Raw genomic sequence first — 18798 nt, 5'->3', positions numbered from 1 at the left:
TGAGAGACCACAGGCAGCACGTCGATGAACGATCCCGCGAAAACAGACGCAGGCGAATTGGATGTTTTTGACGAAGCCGCTGACTGGTTCTTACGTCTCGAGGAAAATTCGGATGATGCAGATCTGCTGAAGGAATTCAGCAACTGGCTGGAACTGAGCCCGAACCACCGTCAGGCATGGGAAAAGACCTGTCGTGGCTGGAGTGTTTTCGGGGCGGTTGAACCGGCCATGCGCTCCCAGTGGGAGAATGCGGGTCAGGCCGCGCCAAAACGTCGTGCAATGCGGCGGTTCTTCATGCCGAGACGAACCTTTTCCCGGTTCGCGCTGGGGGGGGCAACGCTTGCGGTGCTCTGTCTTGCCGTCATGTCCATTCCGGACATGGCCGTTCGTCTGGAAGCTGATTATCGCACCAGCAATGGTGAAAGTCTCACCGTGACATTGGCGGATGGCAGTACGGCTCTGCTTGCACCCAAAAGTGCGCTTGCGGTTAATTATCATCAAGGTCAGCGTGATGTCGCCGTGCTTGCCGGTGAGGTATTCTTTGATGTGATCAAGGATGAGGCGCGACCGTTTGTGGTCGATGTACGCGATGTCAAAGTGGAGGTTCTGGGAACCGCTTTTGATGTTGGCATGTCTGACAAGGCGACCATTGTTGCCCTCGCGCGTGGCTCGGTGAAGGCCAGTCTCCGTGACGATCCATCCGCAACACAAATATTGGTGCCGGGTGAACGGGTGACTGTTGACGGTGCGACAAAACGCATGAGCAAACAGGCGGTTTCTATCGATGAGATTGGTGCTTGGCGTCGCGGCGAACTCTATGTCGTGGACGAGACAGTCGCCGAAGTCGTCGAAAAGATTGGCCGTTATCACTCCGCCTGGATCAGCGTGCCGGATAGGTCGCTAGCCAATAGCAAGGTGACCGGTTTTTACAATCTCAACGAGCCGGATCAGGCGCTTGAGGCTTTGGTCACGCCCTATGGCGGAAAAATCCGCTCGATATCGGGATCAGTCAGGATCGTGTCGCGCTTTTAAGTCTCACGTGGCGTAAAAATTTCCATTACTTTCCAGTTGGTTACAGACAAAATTCGTTTTGGTTGAAAAAAATTCCGAGAGCAATCGTCTTTTTGTTGAATGTGAAATTCAACATTTGCCACTGTAGGCAAAGAAGACGGGCAGGGTAATGAGTTCTTCCAATAAACAAAGTGCAAAGCAGTCTGGCGTGGGGCAGACGGGCAAGCGCGCACTTCTTATGGCCAGCACGGCCATGGCAATTTTTTACGGGGTATCAGCGGCGCATGCGCAGTCATCCGGTGGGGCAACACCGGCAACGAATGCAGCTCAGGCTGAACGTCGTGCTTTCAATATCCCAGCGCAATCGCTGTCGGCTGCGGTTGGCGCATTTGGTCGCCAGTCCGGCCTGCAGGTGACGCTTGCCTCTCCGGCCTCCGGAAGCGTGCGTACCAACGCGGTTACCGGCAGCCTGACCGTTCAGGAAGCTTTGACGCAACTGCTCGGTGGCACGGGTATTACATTCAGGTTTGCGGGCAATGGCCGGTCGGTGGTTATCGGTGCAGATCAGGCCGCTGCCGATGTACAGTCAGCGGATGGTTCCACAATGCTTGAAACCATTACGATCACCGGTAAATCGGGCAGAAACGCTGCATCAGGAGCCGGGTATCAGGGAACACCCGACTGGGTGTACGAAACACCGGCCAGTGTCAGTGTTGTCAGCCGCGAGGCCATTCAGTCTGACCTGGGTGCACGTGATGTGCGCGATCTCTTCGACAATGTCGCGGGGACCTACGTCAACAACTCCGTTGCCAACTCTCCAGCAGTTTCGCCCAATGTTCGCGGTGTGCAGGACATGGGTCGAGTGGTGCTTTCCGTTGATGGTGCGCGCCAGAACGCTAATCGTACGATTTCAGCAGGTGGCGACAGCTACATTGGCAGTTCTGGTAAGGGCTATGTTGAAACGTCCTTCATTCGTGTCGTTGAGGTTGAACGGTTAACGGGCGCCAAATCGGGCCTTGCAGGTTCACTGGCGGGCGCGGTGACATTCCGGACGGTTGGCGCAGACGATATCATCTCGGATGGAAAAGACTGGGGTGTCGAGATCGATACGACTGTTGGCACCAACAATCAGCATTTCAACGGTTCCATACTGGCGTCGAAGCGTATGGGAGATTCCCCATTCTCGATCACTGGCGGCTTCGCGCGCCAGAAGCTTGGCAATTACAAGATTGGCAGCCACGGGGATATTGAGTGGGATGGGGATGAAGACGGTGAAGTTACCTTCATGCAACGAGACAATATGTCGTCGCTGTTGAAACTGGAAGGTGATTTCGGAGACGTGACGACCGGCGTAGCATGGACCCATCAGAAGAAGGATTTTGCATGGTTCATGGGCGGGCTCAGCGATGAAGAGGCCACGGTTAATACTGTAACCGCCAATCTTGACTGGAACCCCATCGATAATGACCTGATCGATTTCCGTTCAACATTTTGGCTGAACGACACGATGGAAGAGACGCTTCGCCACACCCGGGGCGGTGCTGCAGGTTATCCCGACACACTGATCAGTGCTGATTTCATGAGCTTTGGTATCAATATCGACAATACCAGCCGTTTTGAAACTGCTATCGGTCCGGCAACACTGAATTATGGCGTCGAAGCCTTCCGTGATCACGGAAATTCCAGTGCTTCCAGCACATCAATTGATGTGTGGCCGGAATTGGCATCGAACTTTACATCGTTCAGTCCGGCCGGTCGTCGCGATATGGCAAGTCTCTTTGTCAACGGAGACATTGAGCCAACCGATTGGGTCAAACTATCGGCAGGCTTACGATATGACTGGTATCGGCTCAAGGGTTCGCCGAAATACTACGACTACAGAGATCGTGTAAATTACATCGCATCCGCCGTCACAACTGAGTATGATTACGTCGCGACATATGATCCGGCACGATTTGCCAGCGCTAACGCCGTTCTGAGAAATATCTGGTCGACCCGTCAGGGTGAAATCTATAACGGCCAGTTTTACAGAGCTGGCACAACCATTGCTGCCTTAAGCACGCCGGCCGGTTATCCCGAAAACACCGTGAATATCGATCGTTCCGGCGGCGCATTGTTGCCGTCCTTCACTGTCGAGTTTACGCCGGTTGAGTGGTTGCGACCATATGTTAGCTATTCGAAGAGCTCCCGGCCACCGACTGTAACGGAGGCGTTCTTTGCTGGAGACTTGCCGAAAGACGTATCTCCGCTGTCTGTTTATGCACCGAACGAAAGTCTCCGGCCTGAAACAGCAGAAACCTGGGAAATTGGTGCCAACATCAACTTTGACGGTGTCTTTACAGAGGATGACACGCTCCGTCTGAAGGTGTCCGCTTTCAATCGCAAAATCGATGATCTTATTGTGATTGGTTATTTCTATCCATATGCAGGATCTCGACAACTCCAGAGTTATGTCAATACAACTGATGCCACCCGGATGCGCGGAGTCGAGCTTGAGGGCAACTATGACACCGGTCGCTTTTGGGTCGGTGGCTCTGCGACCTGGTTGGACGCAGAATGGGCGCAAAAGGTGCCAAGCACCTGGTACGGTCAAACCGTCTCCTCAGACAATGTTCAGATGTACTCGAGCGTGGGTGTGCCGCCAAAACTCAAGGCTACTCTTGATGCCGGTGTGCGTTTCCTCGATAACAAGCTGGCAATTGGTGGTCGCGTAACCCATTCGACGCCGACATTATCGCAGGTGAAAACCTTTAATCCGGATGGCGGTTACACATCCAACAAATACACAAAACTCGATCTCTACGGTTCCTACCAGTTCAACGATCGCACCACGTTGCGACTGAGCATCGATAACGTAACCGATATCAACCACGTTCCTGCCGGAAGCCGTTACCCCTCTCCGGGGCAGACCTTCTTCGCCAGTCTGAATGTGAGATTGTGACGAATTTTTGAGCCGGTGGCAGGCTCAAATGCAAGTTCCCATGACCGGGCGGCAACCCGGCCAAGGGAGTAACCGTCCTGATTGTTGGATCAGGATAAACCTTAGCAACCAAGCAAAGGAAATCTATTATGGCTACCACTATTTCACTAACGTCTACATCTTCGGATTTCAAATCATATCTGGAGAATTGGAGCAACACGACTTACAGCTCCACTTACGGTGCGTTCTACGGTAGCGGCCCCGGCCTGCAGACAGATCCTGCAGTTATCGGTGCAAATCCTTCCTGGGATTACACGCAGTGGGGCAACGGCAACACAAGCGGCGGTAATGGTGTGCTCGTCGGTGGTGCTTTCGAGTACTCCTTCGGTAACCTGACCGGTACTGTCAGCTCGCTGGATTTCGGCACCGGCTACGGTGAATCCTCTTCTGGCATCACCCTGTCGAATGTCGCGCTCTCGCTCGATCTCGATCCGTCCTTTAACTACAACGGCACGGGCCTTGATGCATTTGACTACGCAATCTACGGCATCACCCGTGGTAACACGCTGAGCTACCTTTACTCCTACCTGGGTGCCACCGGCACGGTGATTGAAGACACCGCAAGTGACGACATTCTCGTCGGCTTCAGCGGCGCGGACACCTTTGTGTTCTCCGGCGGCAACGATGTTGTCACCAATGATGGCCCTGCTGGTACATCTGGTTACCAGGACGGCGTTGACAAGCTCGACATCTCTGCTTGGGGCGCTGTCAACTTCGGCGATCTGACGATCTTCGATGACGCTGGAGATGCTTACGTTGCCTACGGCTCCGAGTCCATCCAGCTCGTCGGCGTGAACTCCAGCGTTCTGGACGCATCTGACTTCGTCTTCGCAAGTGCAACGGCTCTGGCCGCCTAAGGGAAGACAACGCTGTGGGCTTTCAAAACCAGCAGCAAACGCCGCCGCAGTCTCTGACTGCGGCGGTCGTTTCGCCCCTCAAGCGCGCCTTCAGCGGTGTTGCGCTCGTCAGTGGCGTGGTCAACATTCTGGCTTTGACCTCACCGATCTTCATGCTTCAGGTCTATGACCGGGTGCTGGCCAGCGGTAGCGTGCCAACCCTTGTTGGGCTGGCCCTGCTTGCCGTCGGGCTTTATGCCTTCCAGTGCATGCTTGATATCATCCGGTCGCGCGTGCTGATCCGCGTCGGTGAACATTTCGACATGCAATATTCCGGTCAGGTGCACGATGCCGTGGTGCGTTTGCCGCTTGTCGCACGGACCTCTGGTGATGGTTTGCAGCCGCTACGTGATCTCGACAATGTCAGGACTTTCGTGTCCGGCACTGGACCGACGGCGTTTTTTGATCTGCCGTGGATGCCGCTTTATCTCGGCATATGTTTTCTTTTCCATTTCTGGATCGGCGTGACGGCGTTGAGCGGCGCTATCGTGCTGGTGGCATTGACCGTTCTCACCAATATCTATTCGCAAAAGCCCATTCGCGACACCATCACCGAAAACATGGCGCGTAATCGATTGCTGGAGGCTTCGCGCCGTAATGCCGAAGTTGTGCAGGTCATGGGGCTGGTCGGGCGGCTTGGCAGGCGCTGGCAGGTGTCTAACGAGGGGTATCTTGCTGCCAATCGCAAGGCTGGTGATGTCGCCGGTAGCCTTGGCAATATCGCCAAATCGCTGCGCATGGTGTTGCAGTCTGCCATTCTGGCGGTCGGTGCCTGGCTGGTGATTGAGCAGGAAGCCTCTGGTGGTATCATGATCGCCAGCTCAATCATGATGGGCCGCGCTTTGGCACCTGTTGATCTCGCCATTTCCAACTGGAAATCATTCGTGGCAGCACGGCAAAGCTGGGCGCGTCTGCACACACTTTTCACCCAGGTGCCATCGACCGACACATCAATGGCTTTGCCGCATCCGGTCAAGGATTTGCGCGTCGAGAATGTCACCATTGTACCGCCCGGCGAAAAACGACCAACGGTAGCCGGGGTTGGTTTTGCTGTCGCTGCTGGTCAGGCGCTTGGCATTATTGGACCGTCCGGTTCCGGAAAATCCACACTGTCGCGTATTCTGACCGGTGCCTGGACTCCGGCTGGCGGTAAGGTGCGGATCGATGGTGCCAGCTTTGATCAGTGGGATCGTGAGGCGCTCGGTCGTCACATCGGTTATCTGCCGCAGGGCGTTGAGCTTTTTGACGGCACGATCGCCGAAAACATCGCCCGCTTCGAGGACAATGCTGATCCGGACGCCATTATTGCGGCGGCCAAGGCCGCTGGTGCGCATGAACTGATCCTGCGGTTTGAAAAGGGTTACGACAGCAATATTGGGGAGGCCGGTTCGTCGCTGTCCGCCGGTCAGCGTCAGCGGATCGGTCTGGCACGTGCGCTTTACGGCGAGCCTTTCCTTGTCGTTCTGGATGAACCGAATGCCAATCTCGATGCCGAAGGTGAGGCTGCTGTGGTGCGTGCCATGGCGTCGGTGCGGGATCGCAAAGGCATTGTTGTTGTTATTGCTCACCGCCCCAGTGCCATCGGTATCGTCGATTTTGTGCTGATGATGGAAGATGGGCGAATGAAGGCTTTTGGACCGCGTGACGAGGTTCTGTCGAAAGTGCTGCGTACACCGTCTGCACCACAACAGCCGGCCGGTGGCTACACCGCTTCTGCCCATGCGGTAACACCACTGCGGGTGGTTGCCACTGCACAGGCCGCACGGCTTGAAAATGCAAGTGAACCGGATGACCGAAAGGAAAACCCTGATGTCAAACATTGACCAGCGCACATACGTTTCCGGTTCCATTCGCAAACATCTTGTCATGGCGCTGGTGGTCAGTGTCGCTCTGCTGGGCGGTGTCGGTGGCTGGGCAGCAACGACAAATCTGGCAGGCGCCATTGTTGCATCAGGCCATTTGGTGGTGGATTCCTATGTGAAGAAAGTCCAGCATCCAACCGGCGGTGTGGTGGGTGAAATTCTGGTCAGCGAAGGTGATGAGGTCAAGGCCGGTGATATCGTCATGCGGCTGGATGCGACCCAGACAAAGGCTAATCTTGCCATTGTGACCAAGCGGCTGGATGAGTTGACGGCGCGGTTTGTGCGGCTGGAAGCGGAGCGAGATGGTTTGCCAGAGCTGGTTTTTCCGGTTGCGCTTCAATCGCGGCAGGACGATGCCGATGTTGCTGCCGCCATGCGCAGCGAAACCAAGCTGTTTGAATTCCGCAAATCCTTCCGGGAAGGCCGAAAAGCGCAATTGGCCGAACGCATCACCCAGTTCGAACATGAAATCGAGGGGTTGAAGGCGCAGGAGATGGCCTACGAGAAGGGCCTCTCGGTTCTGGAAGCGGAAATCGTTTCGCAGACATCACTGCGTGAGCAGGGCATTGTGTCCGTTCAGCGACTGAATAGTTTGCAGACGCAGGCTGCCACATTTGGTGGCGAGCGCGGTGAAAAGATTGCCTATCAGGCACAGACTGCAGGCCGTATCACCGAAACCAAGTTACAGATTTTGCAGATCGATCAGGAACTACGCACCGAAGTTGGGCGTGAGTTGCGCGAAATTCAGGCCCAGATGGGGGAATATGTCGAACGCAAAGTTACCGCTGAAGATGAGTTGAAGCGCATCGATATCGTTGCGCCACAATCCGGTGTCGTGCACCAAATGGCGGTTCATACGGTGGGCGGTGTGGTCACGCCTGCAGATCCGATCATGCTTGTTGTGCCGGAAGGAGATGATCTTGCGCTGGAGGTGCAAATTGCGCCGAAGGACATCGATCAACTGCAGCTGGGGCAAAAAGCCGTTTTGAGGATGTCCGCCTTCAACCAGCGTGTAACACCAGAGCTTGAAGGGCATATCAGCCGTATCGCAGCTGACCTCACCACAGACCAGCGGACGGGATTTTCCTATTATGTTGCCCGTATCGCGGTATCCTCAGGGGAGCGCAGTAAACTCGAAAACGCCACCCTGGTGCCCGGCATGCCGGCGGAAGCCTTTATCAAGACCAGCGAACGCACCGCACTTTCCTATTTGATGAAACCTTTGTCCGATCAGGTAAACCGCGCATTCCGTGAGGAGTGAGACGTATTGATGATATACAGACGGCCTGCAGACCATTGCAGGTCGTTTTCTGCTTTTATGTTTTTGTTTCAAATGGTTGTCATTTTTCGACAATTTACATGAAAAACCCTCTTGTACCTCTAGTTGCTATAGGTCTTAAAAAAGGAGCGACTGGAAAATGAGGGTTCATTATGGGCACGTCGTACAACACACGTTTCAAGATTGACGGCATGGACTGCGCTTCCTGCGCATCCAAGATCGATACGGCAGTTCGCCGTATGCCGGGCGTGGAGGATGTTTCCGTTTCTGTTACCGCTGGCACGATGACGGTGATGCATGATGATGTGAGCGATCTGATTGCGATCGGAAAAAAGGTCTCAGGCCTTGGTTATCCGGCAACACGTCTAGCAGACCGTGATGTAAAGCCGGCGCCCGATCCGCATGTGCACGGTCCCTCATGCTCTCACAATCATGATCATAAGGGCCATGATCATGGCGAGCACGGTCATGGCAACCACGATCACGGGACTGATCACAAACATAACCACGAGCATGACCGTGCGGCGAGTGCAGCGGCCGATGATGGGATTGAAGGGTTGCATGGTCATGACCACGGGGTCAGTGACGGGCCATGGTGGCGCAGCCGCAAGGGCCGTTTGACGATCATGGCCGGACTGGCACTTGTGCTGGCTTACGGCATCGGCCACCTGTTCCCGGCAATCCAGCTTTACGCCTTTACGGCAGCGATGCTGGTTGGCCTGTTTCCCATTGCGCGCCGCGCCATCATGGCGGCCTTGGCGGGAACGCCATTTTCCATTGAAATGCTAATGACCATTGCCGCAGTCGGCGCGCTGATCATCAACGCTACGGAAGAGGCGGCTGCCGTTGTTTTCCTGTTTCTGGTTGGCGAACTGTTGGAAGGTGTGGCGGCTGGAAAGGCGCGTGCCAGCATCAAGTCGCTTTCTGCTTTGGTGCCCAAAACCGCCTTGTTGGAAGAAAACGGCAAAACCCGCGAAGTGCCGGCCGAAAGCCTGGCTGTAGGTTCGGTTATTCTGGTTCGTCCCGGTGACCGCATTTCGGCAGATGGCACTGTTGTTTCGGGTGAAAGCGCCATTGATGAAGCGCCAGTCACCGGTGAAAGTGTTCCCGTTCGCAAGTCTGTCGATGACGCAGTCTTTGCAGGTACGGTCAATGGTGATGCAGCTTTGCGGGTGCGTGTAACGGCGGCCGCACAGGATAATACCATTGCCCGTGTGGTCCGGCTGGTGGAAGAGGCACAGGAAAGCAGGGCGCCGACCGAACGTTTCATCGACCGTTTTTCCAAATATTACACCCCCGGTGTCGTGGTCGTTGCGGCGCTGGTTGCCGTTCTGCCGCCGCTGCTGCTCGAGGCGGACTGGAGCGAGTGGGTCTACAAGGGTCTTGCCATTCTGCTGATCGGTTGCCCCTGTGCGCTGGTTATTTCAACACCCGCCGCTATTGCCGCCTCGCTGTCGTCAGGTGCGCGACGTGGCCTGTTGTTGAAGGGTGGTGCAGTGCTTGAAGGGCTTGGCAAGCTGACGGCGGTTGCATTGGACAAGACGGGCACGCTGACCGAAGGCAAGCCGAAGGTCACCGATGTGCTGGCCTTTGAGAAAACGGCGGTCGAAACGCTGCGTCTCGCCGCTGCCCTTGAAACCGGATCAAGCCATCCGCTGGCGCTTGCCATTCTGGCCAAGGCGGAAGAAGACGGCGTTGAAATTCCGCCTGTTGACGATGCAAAGGCACTGGGTGGTAAGGGAGTTGCTGCGAGGGTTGAAGGGACCGACGTCTTCCTTGGATCGCCCAATGCTGCGGCTGAGCGTGTTGCGATCTCGCAGGAACGGCTGGATGCGATTGCCGCGCTGAACGATCAGGGCAAGACGGTGTCGCTGTTGATTGCCGATGATGTTTTGTGTGGCGCCATTGCCATGCGTGATGAACCCCGTGCCGATGCGGTCGCTGGTTTGAAGGCTTTGACGGACAGAGGCATCAAGGTTGTGATGCTGACAGGCGATAACAAACGTACTGCGACTGCCATCGGCGCGCAGCTTGGCATTGATGTGCGTGCCGAACTGTTGCCGCAGGACAAGCAGCGTATTGTCGGTGAGCTGCAGAAAGAAGGTTACATCGTTGGCAAAGTCGGTGATGGCATCAATGATGCACCGGCTCTGGCGGCTGCCAATGTCGGCATTGCCATGGGTGGCGGAACGGATGTTGCGCTGGAAACGGCCGATGCGGCAATTCTTCATAGCCGGGTTGGGGATGTTGCCCAAATGGTGTCATTGTCTCAGCGTACCATGCGCAACATCTTCCAGAATATCGCCATGTCTCTTGGTTTGAAGGCGGTGTTTCTGGTCACGACAATTGCTGGAATTACTGGCCTTTGGCCTGCAATTCTGGCTGATACGGGGGCAACGGTGCTGGTTACGCTCAATGCGCTGCGATTGCTGAAAATCCCGAAGTAATGCCCTGGCGGGTCTGACAGACTGCTTCCGGTGATCAACACATTGTGTCCGTATGTTTAACGAATGGGTAATGTGTCCATTGGAAGCTGTGATAAAAGCGGCACTCGAATACGGACTATTATTGCGGAATGTTTTTACCAGAACAAAACCACTGTCTTTCGCTTAAGCGCTCTCTGTTGCCATCTGTTTACAAGCTGGCGGCGGCTGCGCTGGTGGGTATTTCTCTGGCCAGCTGTACGTCTATGGACCTCAGCGCAACGGCCGAGGCACCAAAGCTGTCCAGTAAGGTGAAGGCCGAGATGGCCAGCAAGGGCATGAAACAGGAAAGCCCTGTTCTTGTTCGCATTTTCAAGCAGGAAAGCGAACTGGAAGTCTGGAAGGTTGATAAGTCTGGTGCCTATGCGCTGTTTAAAACCTACCCGATGTGCCGCTGGTCCGGCAAACTTGGGCCGAAGATGAAATCTGGCGACCGTCAAGCGCCTGAAGGTTTTTATCATGTCTCGGCCGGGATGCTGAACCCGAACTCGCAATATTACGTATCGTTCAACCTTGGTTATCCCAACCGTCTTGAATCTGCCCTCGGTTACACCGGAGAGGCATTGATGGTGCATGGTGCGTGCTCATCGTCGGGATGTTACGCCATGACGGACCAGCAGGTTGGTGAAATTTACGCTGTCGTTCAGAAGGCGCTGGAAAGTGGTCAGAGCCGCTTCCAGGTGCAGGCCTATCCTTTCCGGATGACGGCGAAAAATATGGCCATGCAAAAGGACGACGAGAACATGCCGTTCTGGCGCACCTTGAAGGAAGGATATGATTCCTTCGAACTGACAAAACGCCAGCCGAAGGTGTCGGTCTGCGGTCGCCGTTATGTGTTCAATACAGAATTTTCCGGTGGGGAACCTTCTGATCCCTTGGCCGTTTGTCCTCCTGCCGTAAACCAGCCGGATTCGGCACTCATGGCAAAACTGGATTTGGAAAAGCAGAAAGTGGATCTGGCCATCGCGCAGGCGACGTCGGTTCCGGTGATGGCATATTCCGACGGTGGCATGCATCCGAGCTTCCGCGCAATTCTCGAGAAGAATGGCGCGAAGAAGATGGCGGCCAGCGTATCTAAAACCAAATACCCCGTCAGCCGTCCCGAAGCGGCGCTGGCTGATCCCTTTGCGGGCATAAGAAAATAAACTGAGGACGTCGATTGAAGACCGAGATTATCACAAGACGCATGTTCCTGCTAGGAACGGCCGGAATGGCAACCACCGTATTGGCTGGCTGCACCACGACCTCCAACCAGACCGTTGCGGCACCGGTTGAACCGTCTGTGGATAATTCCATGCTGGCCAGCATGTATGGCCCGATGCCGGAGGAGCAGTTCCCGCTGCCGGCCATTCCTTATCAAAAAATTCCATCGCGTTTCCATCGCCAGATGGTTGCAAATCCTACCAGTGAACGTCCCGGCACAATCATTGTCGATACGAGCAACCACTTCCTTTATCTGACGATGGAAGGTGGTCAGGCCATGCGTTACGGCGTTGGCCTTGGTCGCGCCGGTTTTGAATGGGCGGGCAGGGGTGTTATCCAGTACAAACGCCAATGGCCACGCTGGACACCGCCGGATGAAATGGTGGCGCGCCAACCTGAGTTGCAGCCATACAGCATAGCCAATGGCGGCATGGATCCTGGTTTGAACAACCCGCTTGGTGCACGCGCGCTTTACATTTTCCAGAACAACCAGGATACGCTCTACCGTATCCACGGTTCGCCGGAATGGTGGACGATTGGCAAATCGGTATCGTCTGGCTGCGTGCGCATGCTCAATCAGGATATCATCGATCTCTATAACCGGGTACCGGGCAAGACACCGATCCTGGTTATGAACCTTTCGGCGCCGATGGTTGCCGTTGCTCCGGGTCTCCCGCAGCCGGTTTGATCGTTTTGGTCTGAATTTTCAAAAGCCCACGCTTTGGTGAAACGCGTGGGCTTTTTGTTACTCAGACATCCGGTTTGGTTGCCAGAATGGCGTAACGGTGTTGCAGGCCACGGGCAGTTGCCTTGAAAAATCCGAGGTCTTTGGCCTGCGCCTTATGGATTTTCTTAAGGTTGGCATCGACAGTAAGTGATTGGAAACCCGTGTCTTTCAACAGTGTGGCGACGGCATCTGCGCGTGCCCCATTCGAGAAATAGACGCGGGACAGGATGCTATTGTGGGTGCTGGCACTGTGGCCCGGCGCATGTGGTGTTCCGGGGTTGCTGATGCCGGCTTTTTCCAGAAGCGCGGCAAGCTTCTTGAGCAGCTTTTCACCTAGGCTGATGTTGACGAAATCCCCGTCCACGATCAGCAGTTTTCCACCGGGTTTCAGCACGCGAAACCACTCGGCAAAGCTGGCCTTCGGGTCTACCAGCGTCCACACCAGATGGCGGGTTATGATGACATCATAGGTGCCATCCGGCTCCATGGTGTTTTCCGCGTCTGCCATGCTGAAATGGATTGATCGGCCTCTGGAGATTGCCTTTGAGCGGGCCAGTGACAGCATGGTTTCGGACCAGTCTAGACCGGTGACGGCAAAACCGAGATCATCCATCAGATGGGAGATTACGCCGGTGCCGCAGGCAAGATCCAGTGCAACCCGACCGTTACCCGGGCCCAGATGCTTGAGGATCAAAGCGTGCCAGGCGGCGCGCTCCTCATCGGAGAAAATCTCATGACCCGGGGAAAGATCGAAGGTTGCAGCGCGGGATGACCAATAGGCCTTGATTTCATCACGCAGCGCGAAATTATTCCCGTGTCCGTCTATGCTCGACATCGTATCCAACCCTGGCGTTTGTCACTTTGGAAACCGTCTAAAAGATAAAACTTGACGGTATCAGTCATAAAATAATAAAGCCCCGGCAGTTTTTACCGGAGAGCAATTTCAATGCGCATTACAGGCAAATCAACTGTACTTGCAATGGGTCTTCTCGTGTCGAGCGTATGGCCGGCATTTGCAGACAAGGTCACCGTCAAGGACGTCACCGGCCGTGATGTTGAGGTGAATGTACCTGTCAAAAATGTCATTCTTGGCGAAGGCCGTCAGATCTATTTCCTTGCTGCTCTGGACAAGAACAACCCGTTTGAACACGTGGTTGGCTGGCGCGATGACCTGCCAAAGGCTGACCCTGAAACCTATGAGGCCTATCTGGCCAAATATCCTGACATCGCCAAGCTGCCGACTTTTGGTGGCATGAAGGATGGTACATTTGACATTGAGCAGGCAGTGGCGCTGAAGCCCGACGTCATCTTGATGAACATCGATGCCAAGACGGCAACGGAAGAAGCCGGTTACATCGAGAAGCTGGGCAAGGTTGGCATTCCGCTTGTATATGTCGACTTCCGTGAAAAGCCGATGGAAAACACCGAGCCAAGCATGCGCGTCATGGGCAAGCTGATGGGCAAGGAGCAACTGGCTGAAGACTTCATCAAGTTCCGCGCCGACAGCATCAAGAGTGTCACGGACGTTCTGGAAAAGAACAATCCGAAGAAGCCTGTTGTTTTCATCGAACGCGCAGGTGGTTATTCCGATGATTGCTGCATGTCTTTCGGCAACGAGAACTTCGGAAAGATGGTTGAGATTGCCGGTGGCATCAACATGGCCAAGGACATCATTCCCGGCACTTTCGGTACCGTTAATCCCGAACAGGTCATTGCTTCGAACCCTGACCAGATCATCGTGACGGGTGGTAAGTGGGACGCTTATGTTCCCGGTGGTAACTGGGTTGGTGTCGGTTATGGCGCTGATCTGAAAGAAGCCCGCCGCAAGCTGGAAAACCTGACCAAGCGTCCGGCCTTTACCGGTGTGCAGGCGGTCAAGGATGGCAATGTCCATGCCATCTGGCACCAGTTCTACAACAATCCGTACCAGTTCGTTGCCATTCAGGAAATTGCCAAGTGGCTGCACCCTGATCTGTTCAAGGACCTGGACCCTGAAGCAACCTTCAAGGAGTTGCACGCACGTTTCCTGCCGTTGGATTACAAGCCCGGCTACTTCGTGTCGCTGAAGGACTCAGAGTAAAAAAGACGACTGACGGTGCATGGGGGTGTGCCGGTTGATCGACAGGCGAGGCTGCAAAATTGCAGCCTCGCCATTTCTGATTAAAGAGAGAGGAACCACCCATGCGGTTCAAGATGTTTCGCCATGTAACGGTGCTCGCCGTTTCGCTTCTGGCAATGCCGGCATTTGCGGCTGAAATTACCGATGTCACGGGACATACGGTCGAGATCGAGTTGCCCGCCAAGCGCGTGATTGTCGGTGAAGCCCGGCAGATCCACGTTATCGCCGCGCTGAAAGGTGATCAGACATTCGACAGCATTGTCGGATGGCGCGATGACCTCATCAAAAAAGATCCTGATAGTTATACGGCCTATGTCGAAAAGTTTCCGGCATTGGCGGATTTGCCGCGTTTCGGCTACATCCCGCAAGGCGATTTCAGCCTCGAGACCGCAATTTCGCTGACACCTGACGTCATCACATTGAATCTTGAGGCCGAGAAGGGTGCCAAGGAAAGCGGCTTTGAAGAAAAGGCAGCGGCTGCCGGCATCAAGGTCATCTATCTTGATTTCCGAATTGACCCGGACAAGAACAGCGAAAAATCAATCCGTATTCTTGGCCAGCTTTTTGGTGCGGAACAGCGGGCAGAAGAATTCATTGCCTATCGCCGTGCAGAAATTGCCCGCGTCACCGACAGGCTGGCTGGCATCAAGGATTTGCAACGTCCAAATGTTTTCATCGAACGCTCGCCGGGTATTTCGGGTGAGAACACCTGCTGCCGCACATTTGGCCCCGTCAATTTCGGCGCGATGGTTGATCTGGCTGGCGGGCACAATGTAGCTGAGGGGATTATCAAGACCACCTTTGGCGATCTCAACCCGGAACAGCTTTTGGTTTCGGATCCAGCCCATGTCATCGTGACCGGTTCCAATTGGGCCGCTGAATCCGATATCAACCAGTTTGTCCCGCTCGGTCGTGGGGCCGACATGGTGGTGGCGCGCGAACGCCTTGCCAGTCTCATGACACGCACGCCATTCCCGAACCTGTCTGCCGTCAAGAACGGTCAGGTTCATGGTGTCTGGCACCAGTTTTATGGCGCGCCATATGAGTTCTTCCCAATCCAGCAATTTGCGAAGTGGTTCCACCCCGACATTTTTGCCGATCTGGACCCTGAGAAGAACTTTGAGGAATTTCACAAGAAATTCCTGCCGGTTACCTACAAACCGGGATATTTCGTCTCTCTTGAAAAAGGTTCGAACTGATGGCTTCCTTGAGTGAAACCGAGGTCAAAGTAACAGGGCGCGATCAATATCGCGCCCTTGCCGCGCGCAGGATTATCATTCTGGTGGGGTTGGTTGTTGCCCTGTGTCTCAGCCTTGCGGCAGACATGGCGCTTGGCCCGGCGCGTTATACCCTGTCGCAGGTTGTTGGTGCGATCCTTGATCCGGCTTCGGTCACTGATCAACTTCGTGTGGTTATCTGGGATATTCGTATGCCGATTGCCTTGATGGCCGTGACAGTCGGGGCATCGCTTTCGGTCGCCGGTGCGCAGATGCAGACCATTCTGTCCAACCCGCTTGCCAGCCCGTTTACACTTGGTATCTCGGCTGCGGCCAGCTTTGGCGCTGCTTTGGCACTGGTGGGGGGCGTTGCGATCTTCCCAGGTGCTGTACACTACATGGTGCCGATCAACGCGTTTCTGATGGCGATGCTGGCTGCAATGTTCATTCATTTTGCATCCACCATGCGTGGTGTCAGCGTGGAAACCATTGTTCTGCTCGGCATTGCCTTGGTGTTCACCTTCAACGCTGCGCTGTCGCTGCTCGAATATCTGGCCTCGGAGCAGGCGCTTGCCGCTGTTGTGTTCTGGACCATGGGTAGCCTGACCAAAGCAACATGGATGAAGGTTTATGTGACCGGTGGCATCATCGTGCTGACGGTGCCTTTGTTCATGAAAAACGCCTGGGCGCTGACGGCACTTCGCCTCGGTGACGACAAGGCTGCCAGCATGGGCGTCAATGTTCGTCGCCTGCGTTTGCAGACCATGCTGACCGTCAGCCTGCTGGCTGCCATTCCGGTGTCCTTTGTCGGGACAATCGGTTTTGTCGGTCTGGTTGGCCCGCACATTGCGCGTATGGTGGTGGGTGAGGACCAGCGCTTCTTCCTGCCGGGTTCGGTCATCTGCGGTGCACTGCTGTTGTCCGTGACCTCGGTTGTCAGCAAGATGCTTATTCCAGGCGCTATCCTGCCGATCGGTGTCATCACCGCGCTGGTTGGCGTTCCCTTCTTTTTCGTTCTGATCTTTTCCAACAGGAGGCGCGCATGGTAGCCCTTGCTCTCAAGGATGTCGGCGCGTCCTACGGTCGCGTTACCGTTCTTTCAAAGGTCGGCATCGATCTTCTGCAAAGCGGCAGTGTGACGGCGGTTATTGGACCAAACGCGGCTGGCAAATCGACACTGTTCAAGCGTATTGCGGGGCTCATTTCCGGCCCCGGCCTGGTGCAGCTTTCCGATACGGAACGGGGTGATCGCACCATATGTTACATGCCGCAGGATACCGGTGCGAACGCGGTTTTGACCGTGTACGAATCCATCCTGCTATCTGCCAAACAGGGTGGAGGCTGGCGTGTTCAGGACAGTGAGCTCAATGAGATCGATGCCATCTTGAAGGCATTGCGTATTGAAGATCTGGCGTTTCGTGGCCTCGGTGAACTTTCGGGTGGTCAGCGCCAGCTGGTATCGCTGGCGCAGGCGCTGGTGCGCAGGCCGGAAGTGCTGCTGATGGATGAGCCGACCTCGGCACTTGACCTGCATCGCCAGATCGAGGTGCTGGGTTTCGTGGCCGATCTGGCCAAAAAGAATGGCATGATCGTGCTGATTGCACTGCACGACCTCAACCATGCGCTTCGTTACTGCGAGAGCACTATCGTTATTGCAAAAGGTGAGATGATCGTCAGCGGCAACACATGTGATGTGATCAATGCCGATATGTTGCGCGATATCTACAAGATTGAGGCACGTATCGAAAACTGCTCGCTGGGTCGCCCGCTGGTCATCGTGGACGGCGCGCTCTGAGACTTAGAGAACGCTTCCGGCTTCCTAGTGAAGCCGGAAGCGTTGTTTTTTACAGCTTCACCCAGGCGGCATTTTTCCGCGATGAAGCAACGCAAGCCTCAATGAAGGCTACGCCATTCACACCATCATCAACGGTTGGATAAACCACCGATTTGTCGACGCTCTTGCCGTTGCGCTTTGCCTCGACGGCATGGGCCGCTTCGGTGTAGATGGTGGCAAAGGCTTCCAGATATCCCTCGGGATGGCCGCCGGGAATGCGGGTGACGCGGGCTGCTGCCGCACCTGCACCGGCACCACCACGGGTGATCAACCGCTTTTCCTGACCAAAGGGTGTGAACCACAGACGGTTGGGATCTTCCTGCGCCCATTCCAGCCCGCCCTTGGTGCCGAAAACTCGCAATTTCAGAGAGTTTTCGTTGCCGGGAGCCACCTGACTGCACCACAACATGCCTTTGGCACCGCCGGCAAAACGCAACATCACGTGGGCGTTGTCATCAACACGACGGCCTTCAACGAAGCTGTCGAGATCTGCGGCCAGACTATCCAGTGTCAGTCCGGTGACGAAGGAGGCCAGATTGAAGGCATGGGTGCCGATATCGCCCGTGGAGCCGCCAACGCCTGATTGTTTGGGGTCGGTACGCCATACCGCACCCTTGGCGCCGGTTGTTTCAAGCGCTTCGGTCAACCAATCCTGCGCATATTCGACCTGAACGACACGCAGGTCGCCAAGCTCGCCGGCCGCTATCATTTCGCGGGCTTGCCGCACCATGGGGTAGCCCGTGTAATTGTGGGTGAGGATGAACAGTGCACCGCTTTCGTCAGCTGCCTTTTTCAGTTTTTTGGCGTCAGCGAGTGAAGAGGTCAGCGGTTTGTCGCAGATGACGTGAATGCCACGTTTGAGAAATTCGCGTGCAGCCTCGTAATGCACATTGTTCGGCGTGACGATCGCGACGGCTTCAATGCCGTTTTTCAGCCGGGCTTCGCGGATCGCCATATCCTTGTAACTGGAATAAACCCGGTCGGGGCTCAGCCCCAGCTCGTGACCCGAGGCCACGGCCTTGTCAGGTGAGGAGGAGAGGGCGCCTGCCACCAGTTCAAAGCGGTTGTCCAGACGCGCTGCCATGCGGTGCACGCCGCCAATAAATGCGCCGATACCACCACCCACCATGCCCAGACGAATGCGGCTGGTGGCTGTATCGGTCGTTTTTGCTTCAATAGTCATCGTG

14 protein-coding genes are annotated in these 18798 nt (G+C 55.3%); 12 read left to right on the top strand and 2 right to left on the bottom strand.

Features of this window, described 5'->3' with window-relative positions:
- Positions 1-24: 24 nt before the first annotated feature.
- From HGO37_RS02990 to HGO37_RS02955, 8 genes are all read left to right on the top strand, one after another.
- Complete coding sequence (locus HGO37_RS02990) at positions 25-1032, top strand: FecR family protein (RefSeq protein WP_250982060.1); 1008 nt, start codon at positions 25-27, stop codon at positions 1030-1032.
- A 148-nt stretch (positions 1033-1180) separates the two neighbouring features.
- Positions 1181-3952 (top strand): TonB-dependent receptor, encoded by a 2772-nt coding sequence (locus tag HGO37_RS02985; protein WP_250982059.1) that lies wholly within the window; start codon positions 1181-1183, stop codon positions 3950-3952.
- Positions 3953-4080: 128 nt separating this feature from the next.
- Positions 4081-4848 (top strand): hypothetical protein, encoded by a 768-nt coding sequence (locus tag HGO37_RS02980; protein ID WP_250982058.1) that lies wholly within the window; start codon positions 4081-4083, stop codon positions 4846-4848.
- Positions 4849-4862: 14 nt separating this feature from the next.
- Positions 4863-6710, top strand: coding sequence for a type I secretion system permease/ATPase (locus HGO37_RS02975; protein ID WP_250982057.1), 1848 nt, complete (start codon positions 4863-4865; stop codon positions 6708-6710).
- Positions 6697-8010: an HlyD family type I secretion periplasmic adaptor subunit gene (locus HGO37_RS02970; protein ID WP_250982056.1), complete on the top strand. Its 1314-nt coding sequence runs from the start codon at positions 6697-6699 to the stop codon at positions 8008-8010. The genes HGO37_RS02975 and HGO37_RS02970 overlap by 14 nt, the downstream gene beginning before the upstream one ends.
- A gap of 170 nt (positions 8011-8180) precedes the next feature.
- Positions 8181-10475: a heavy metal translocating P-type ATPase gene (locus tag HGO37_RS02965; RefSeq protein WP_250982055.1), complete on the top strand. Its 2295-nt coding sequence runs from the start codon at positions 8181-8183 to the stop codon at positions 10473-10475.
- A gap of 176 nt (positions 10476-10651) precedes the next feature.
- On the top strand, positions 10652-11656 hold the full coding sequence (locus HGO37_RS02960) for a L,D-transpeptidase family protein (RefSeq protein WP_502941369.1): 1005 nt from the start codon (positions 10652-10654) through the stop codon (positions 11654-11656).
- A gap of 14 nt (positions 11657-11670) precedes the next feature.
- A complete protein-coding gene (locus tag HGO37_RS02955) occupies positions 11671-12402 on the top strand; it encodes a L,D-transpeptidase (RefSeq protein ID WP_371815274.1) in 732 nt (243 codons plus the stop codon).
- A gap of 61 nt (positions 12403-12463) precedes the next feature.
- Here HGO37_RS02955 and HGO37_RS02950 read toward each other — a convergent pair whose 3' ends face one another.
- The gene (locus HGO37_RS02950; RefSeq protein ID WP_250982053.1) at positions 12464-13276 is read right to left on the bottom strand and encodes a class I SAM-dependent methyltransferase; all 813 of its coding nucleotides are present in this window, start codon (positions 13274-13276) and stop codon (positions 12464-12466) included.
- 111 nt (positions 13277-13387) lie between these two features.
- Between HGO37_RS02950 and HGO37_RS02945 the strand changes: the two genes are divergently transcribed.
- The 4 genes from HGO37_RS02945 (at position 13388) to HGO37_RS02930 (ending at position 17572) form a co-directional block, all read left to right on the top strand.
- Positions 13388-14521, top strand: coding sequence for an ABC transporter substrate-binding protein (locus HGO37_RS02945; protein ID WP_250982052.1), 1134 nt, complete (start codon positions 13388-13390; stop codon positions 14519-14521).
- A gap of 101 nt (positions 14522-14622) precedes the next feature.
- Positions 14623-15759, top strand: coding sequence for an ABC transporter substrate-binding protein (locus HGO37_RS02940; protein WP_250982051.1), 1137 nt, complete (start codon positions 14623-14625; stop codon positions 15757-15759).
- Positions 15759-16826 carry a FecCD family ABC transporter permease gene (locus HGO37_RS02935; protein WP_250982050.1) on the top strand — a complete coding sequence of 356 codons (1068 nt, stop codon included), beginning with the start codon at positions 15759-15761 and terminating at the stop codon, positions 16824-16826. Before HGO37_RS02940 ends, HGO37_RS02935 begins: the two co-directional genes overlap by 1 nt.
- On the top strand, positions 16820-17572 hold the full coding sequence (locus HGO37_RS02930; RefSeq protein ID WP_250982049.1) for an ABC transporter ATP-binding protein: 753 nt from the start codon (positions 16820-16822) through the stop codon (positions 17570-17572). Before HGO37_RS02935 ends, HGO37_RS02930 begins: the two co-directional genes overlap by 7 nt.
- Before the next feature lie 49 nt (positions 17573-17621).
- On the opposite strand, the gene HGO37_RS02925 is transcribed toward HGO37_RS02930, so the two are convergent.
- Positions 17622-18794 (bottom strand): Gfo/Idh/MocA family protein, encoded by a 1173-nt coding sequence (locus HGO37_RS02925; protein WP_250982048.1) that lies wholly within the window; start codon positions 18792-18794, stop codon positions 17622-17624.
- Positions 18795-18798: the final 4 nt, after the last annotated feature.

Origin of the sequence: Rhizobium sp. CG4 (genome assembly GCF_023701965.1) — a bacterium.
GTDB lineage: Bacteria > Pseudomonadota > Alphaproteobacteria > Rhizobiales > Rhizobiaceae > Agrobacterium.
Note: the sequence above shows the minus strand (reverse complement) of the source record. Positions and strands in the feature narration are given on the sequence as shown.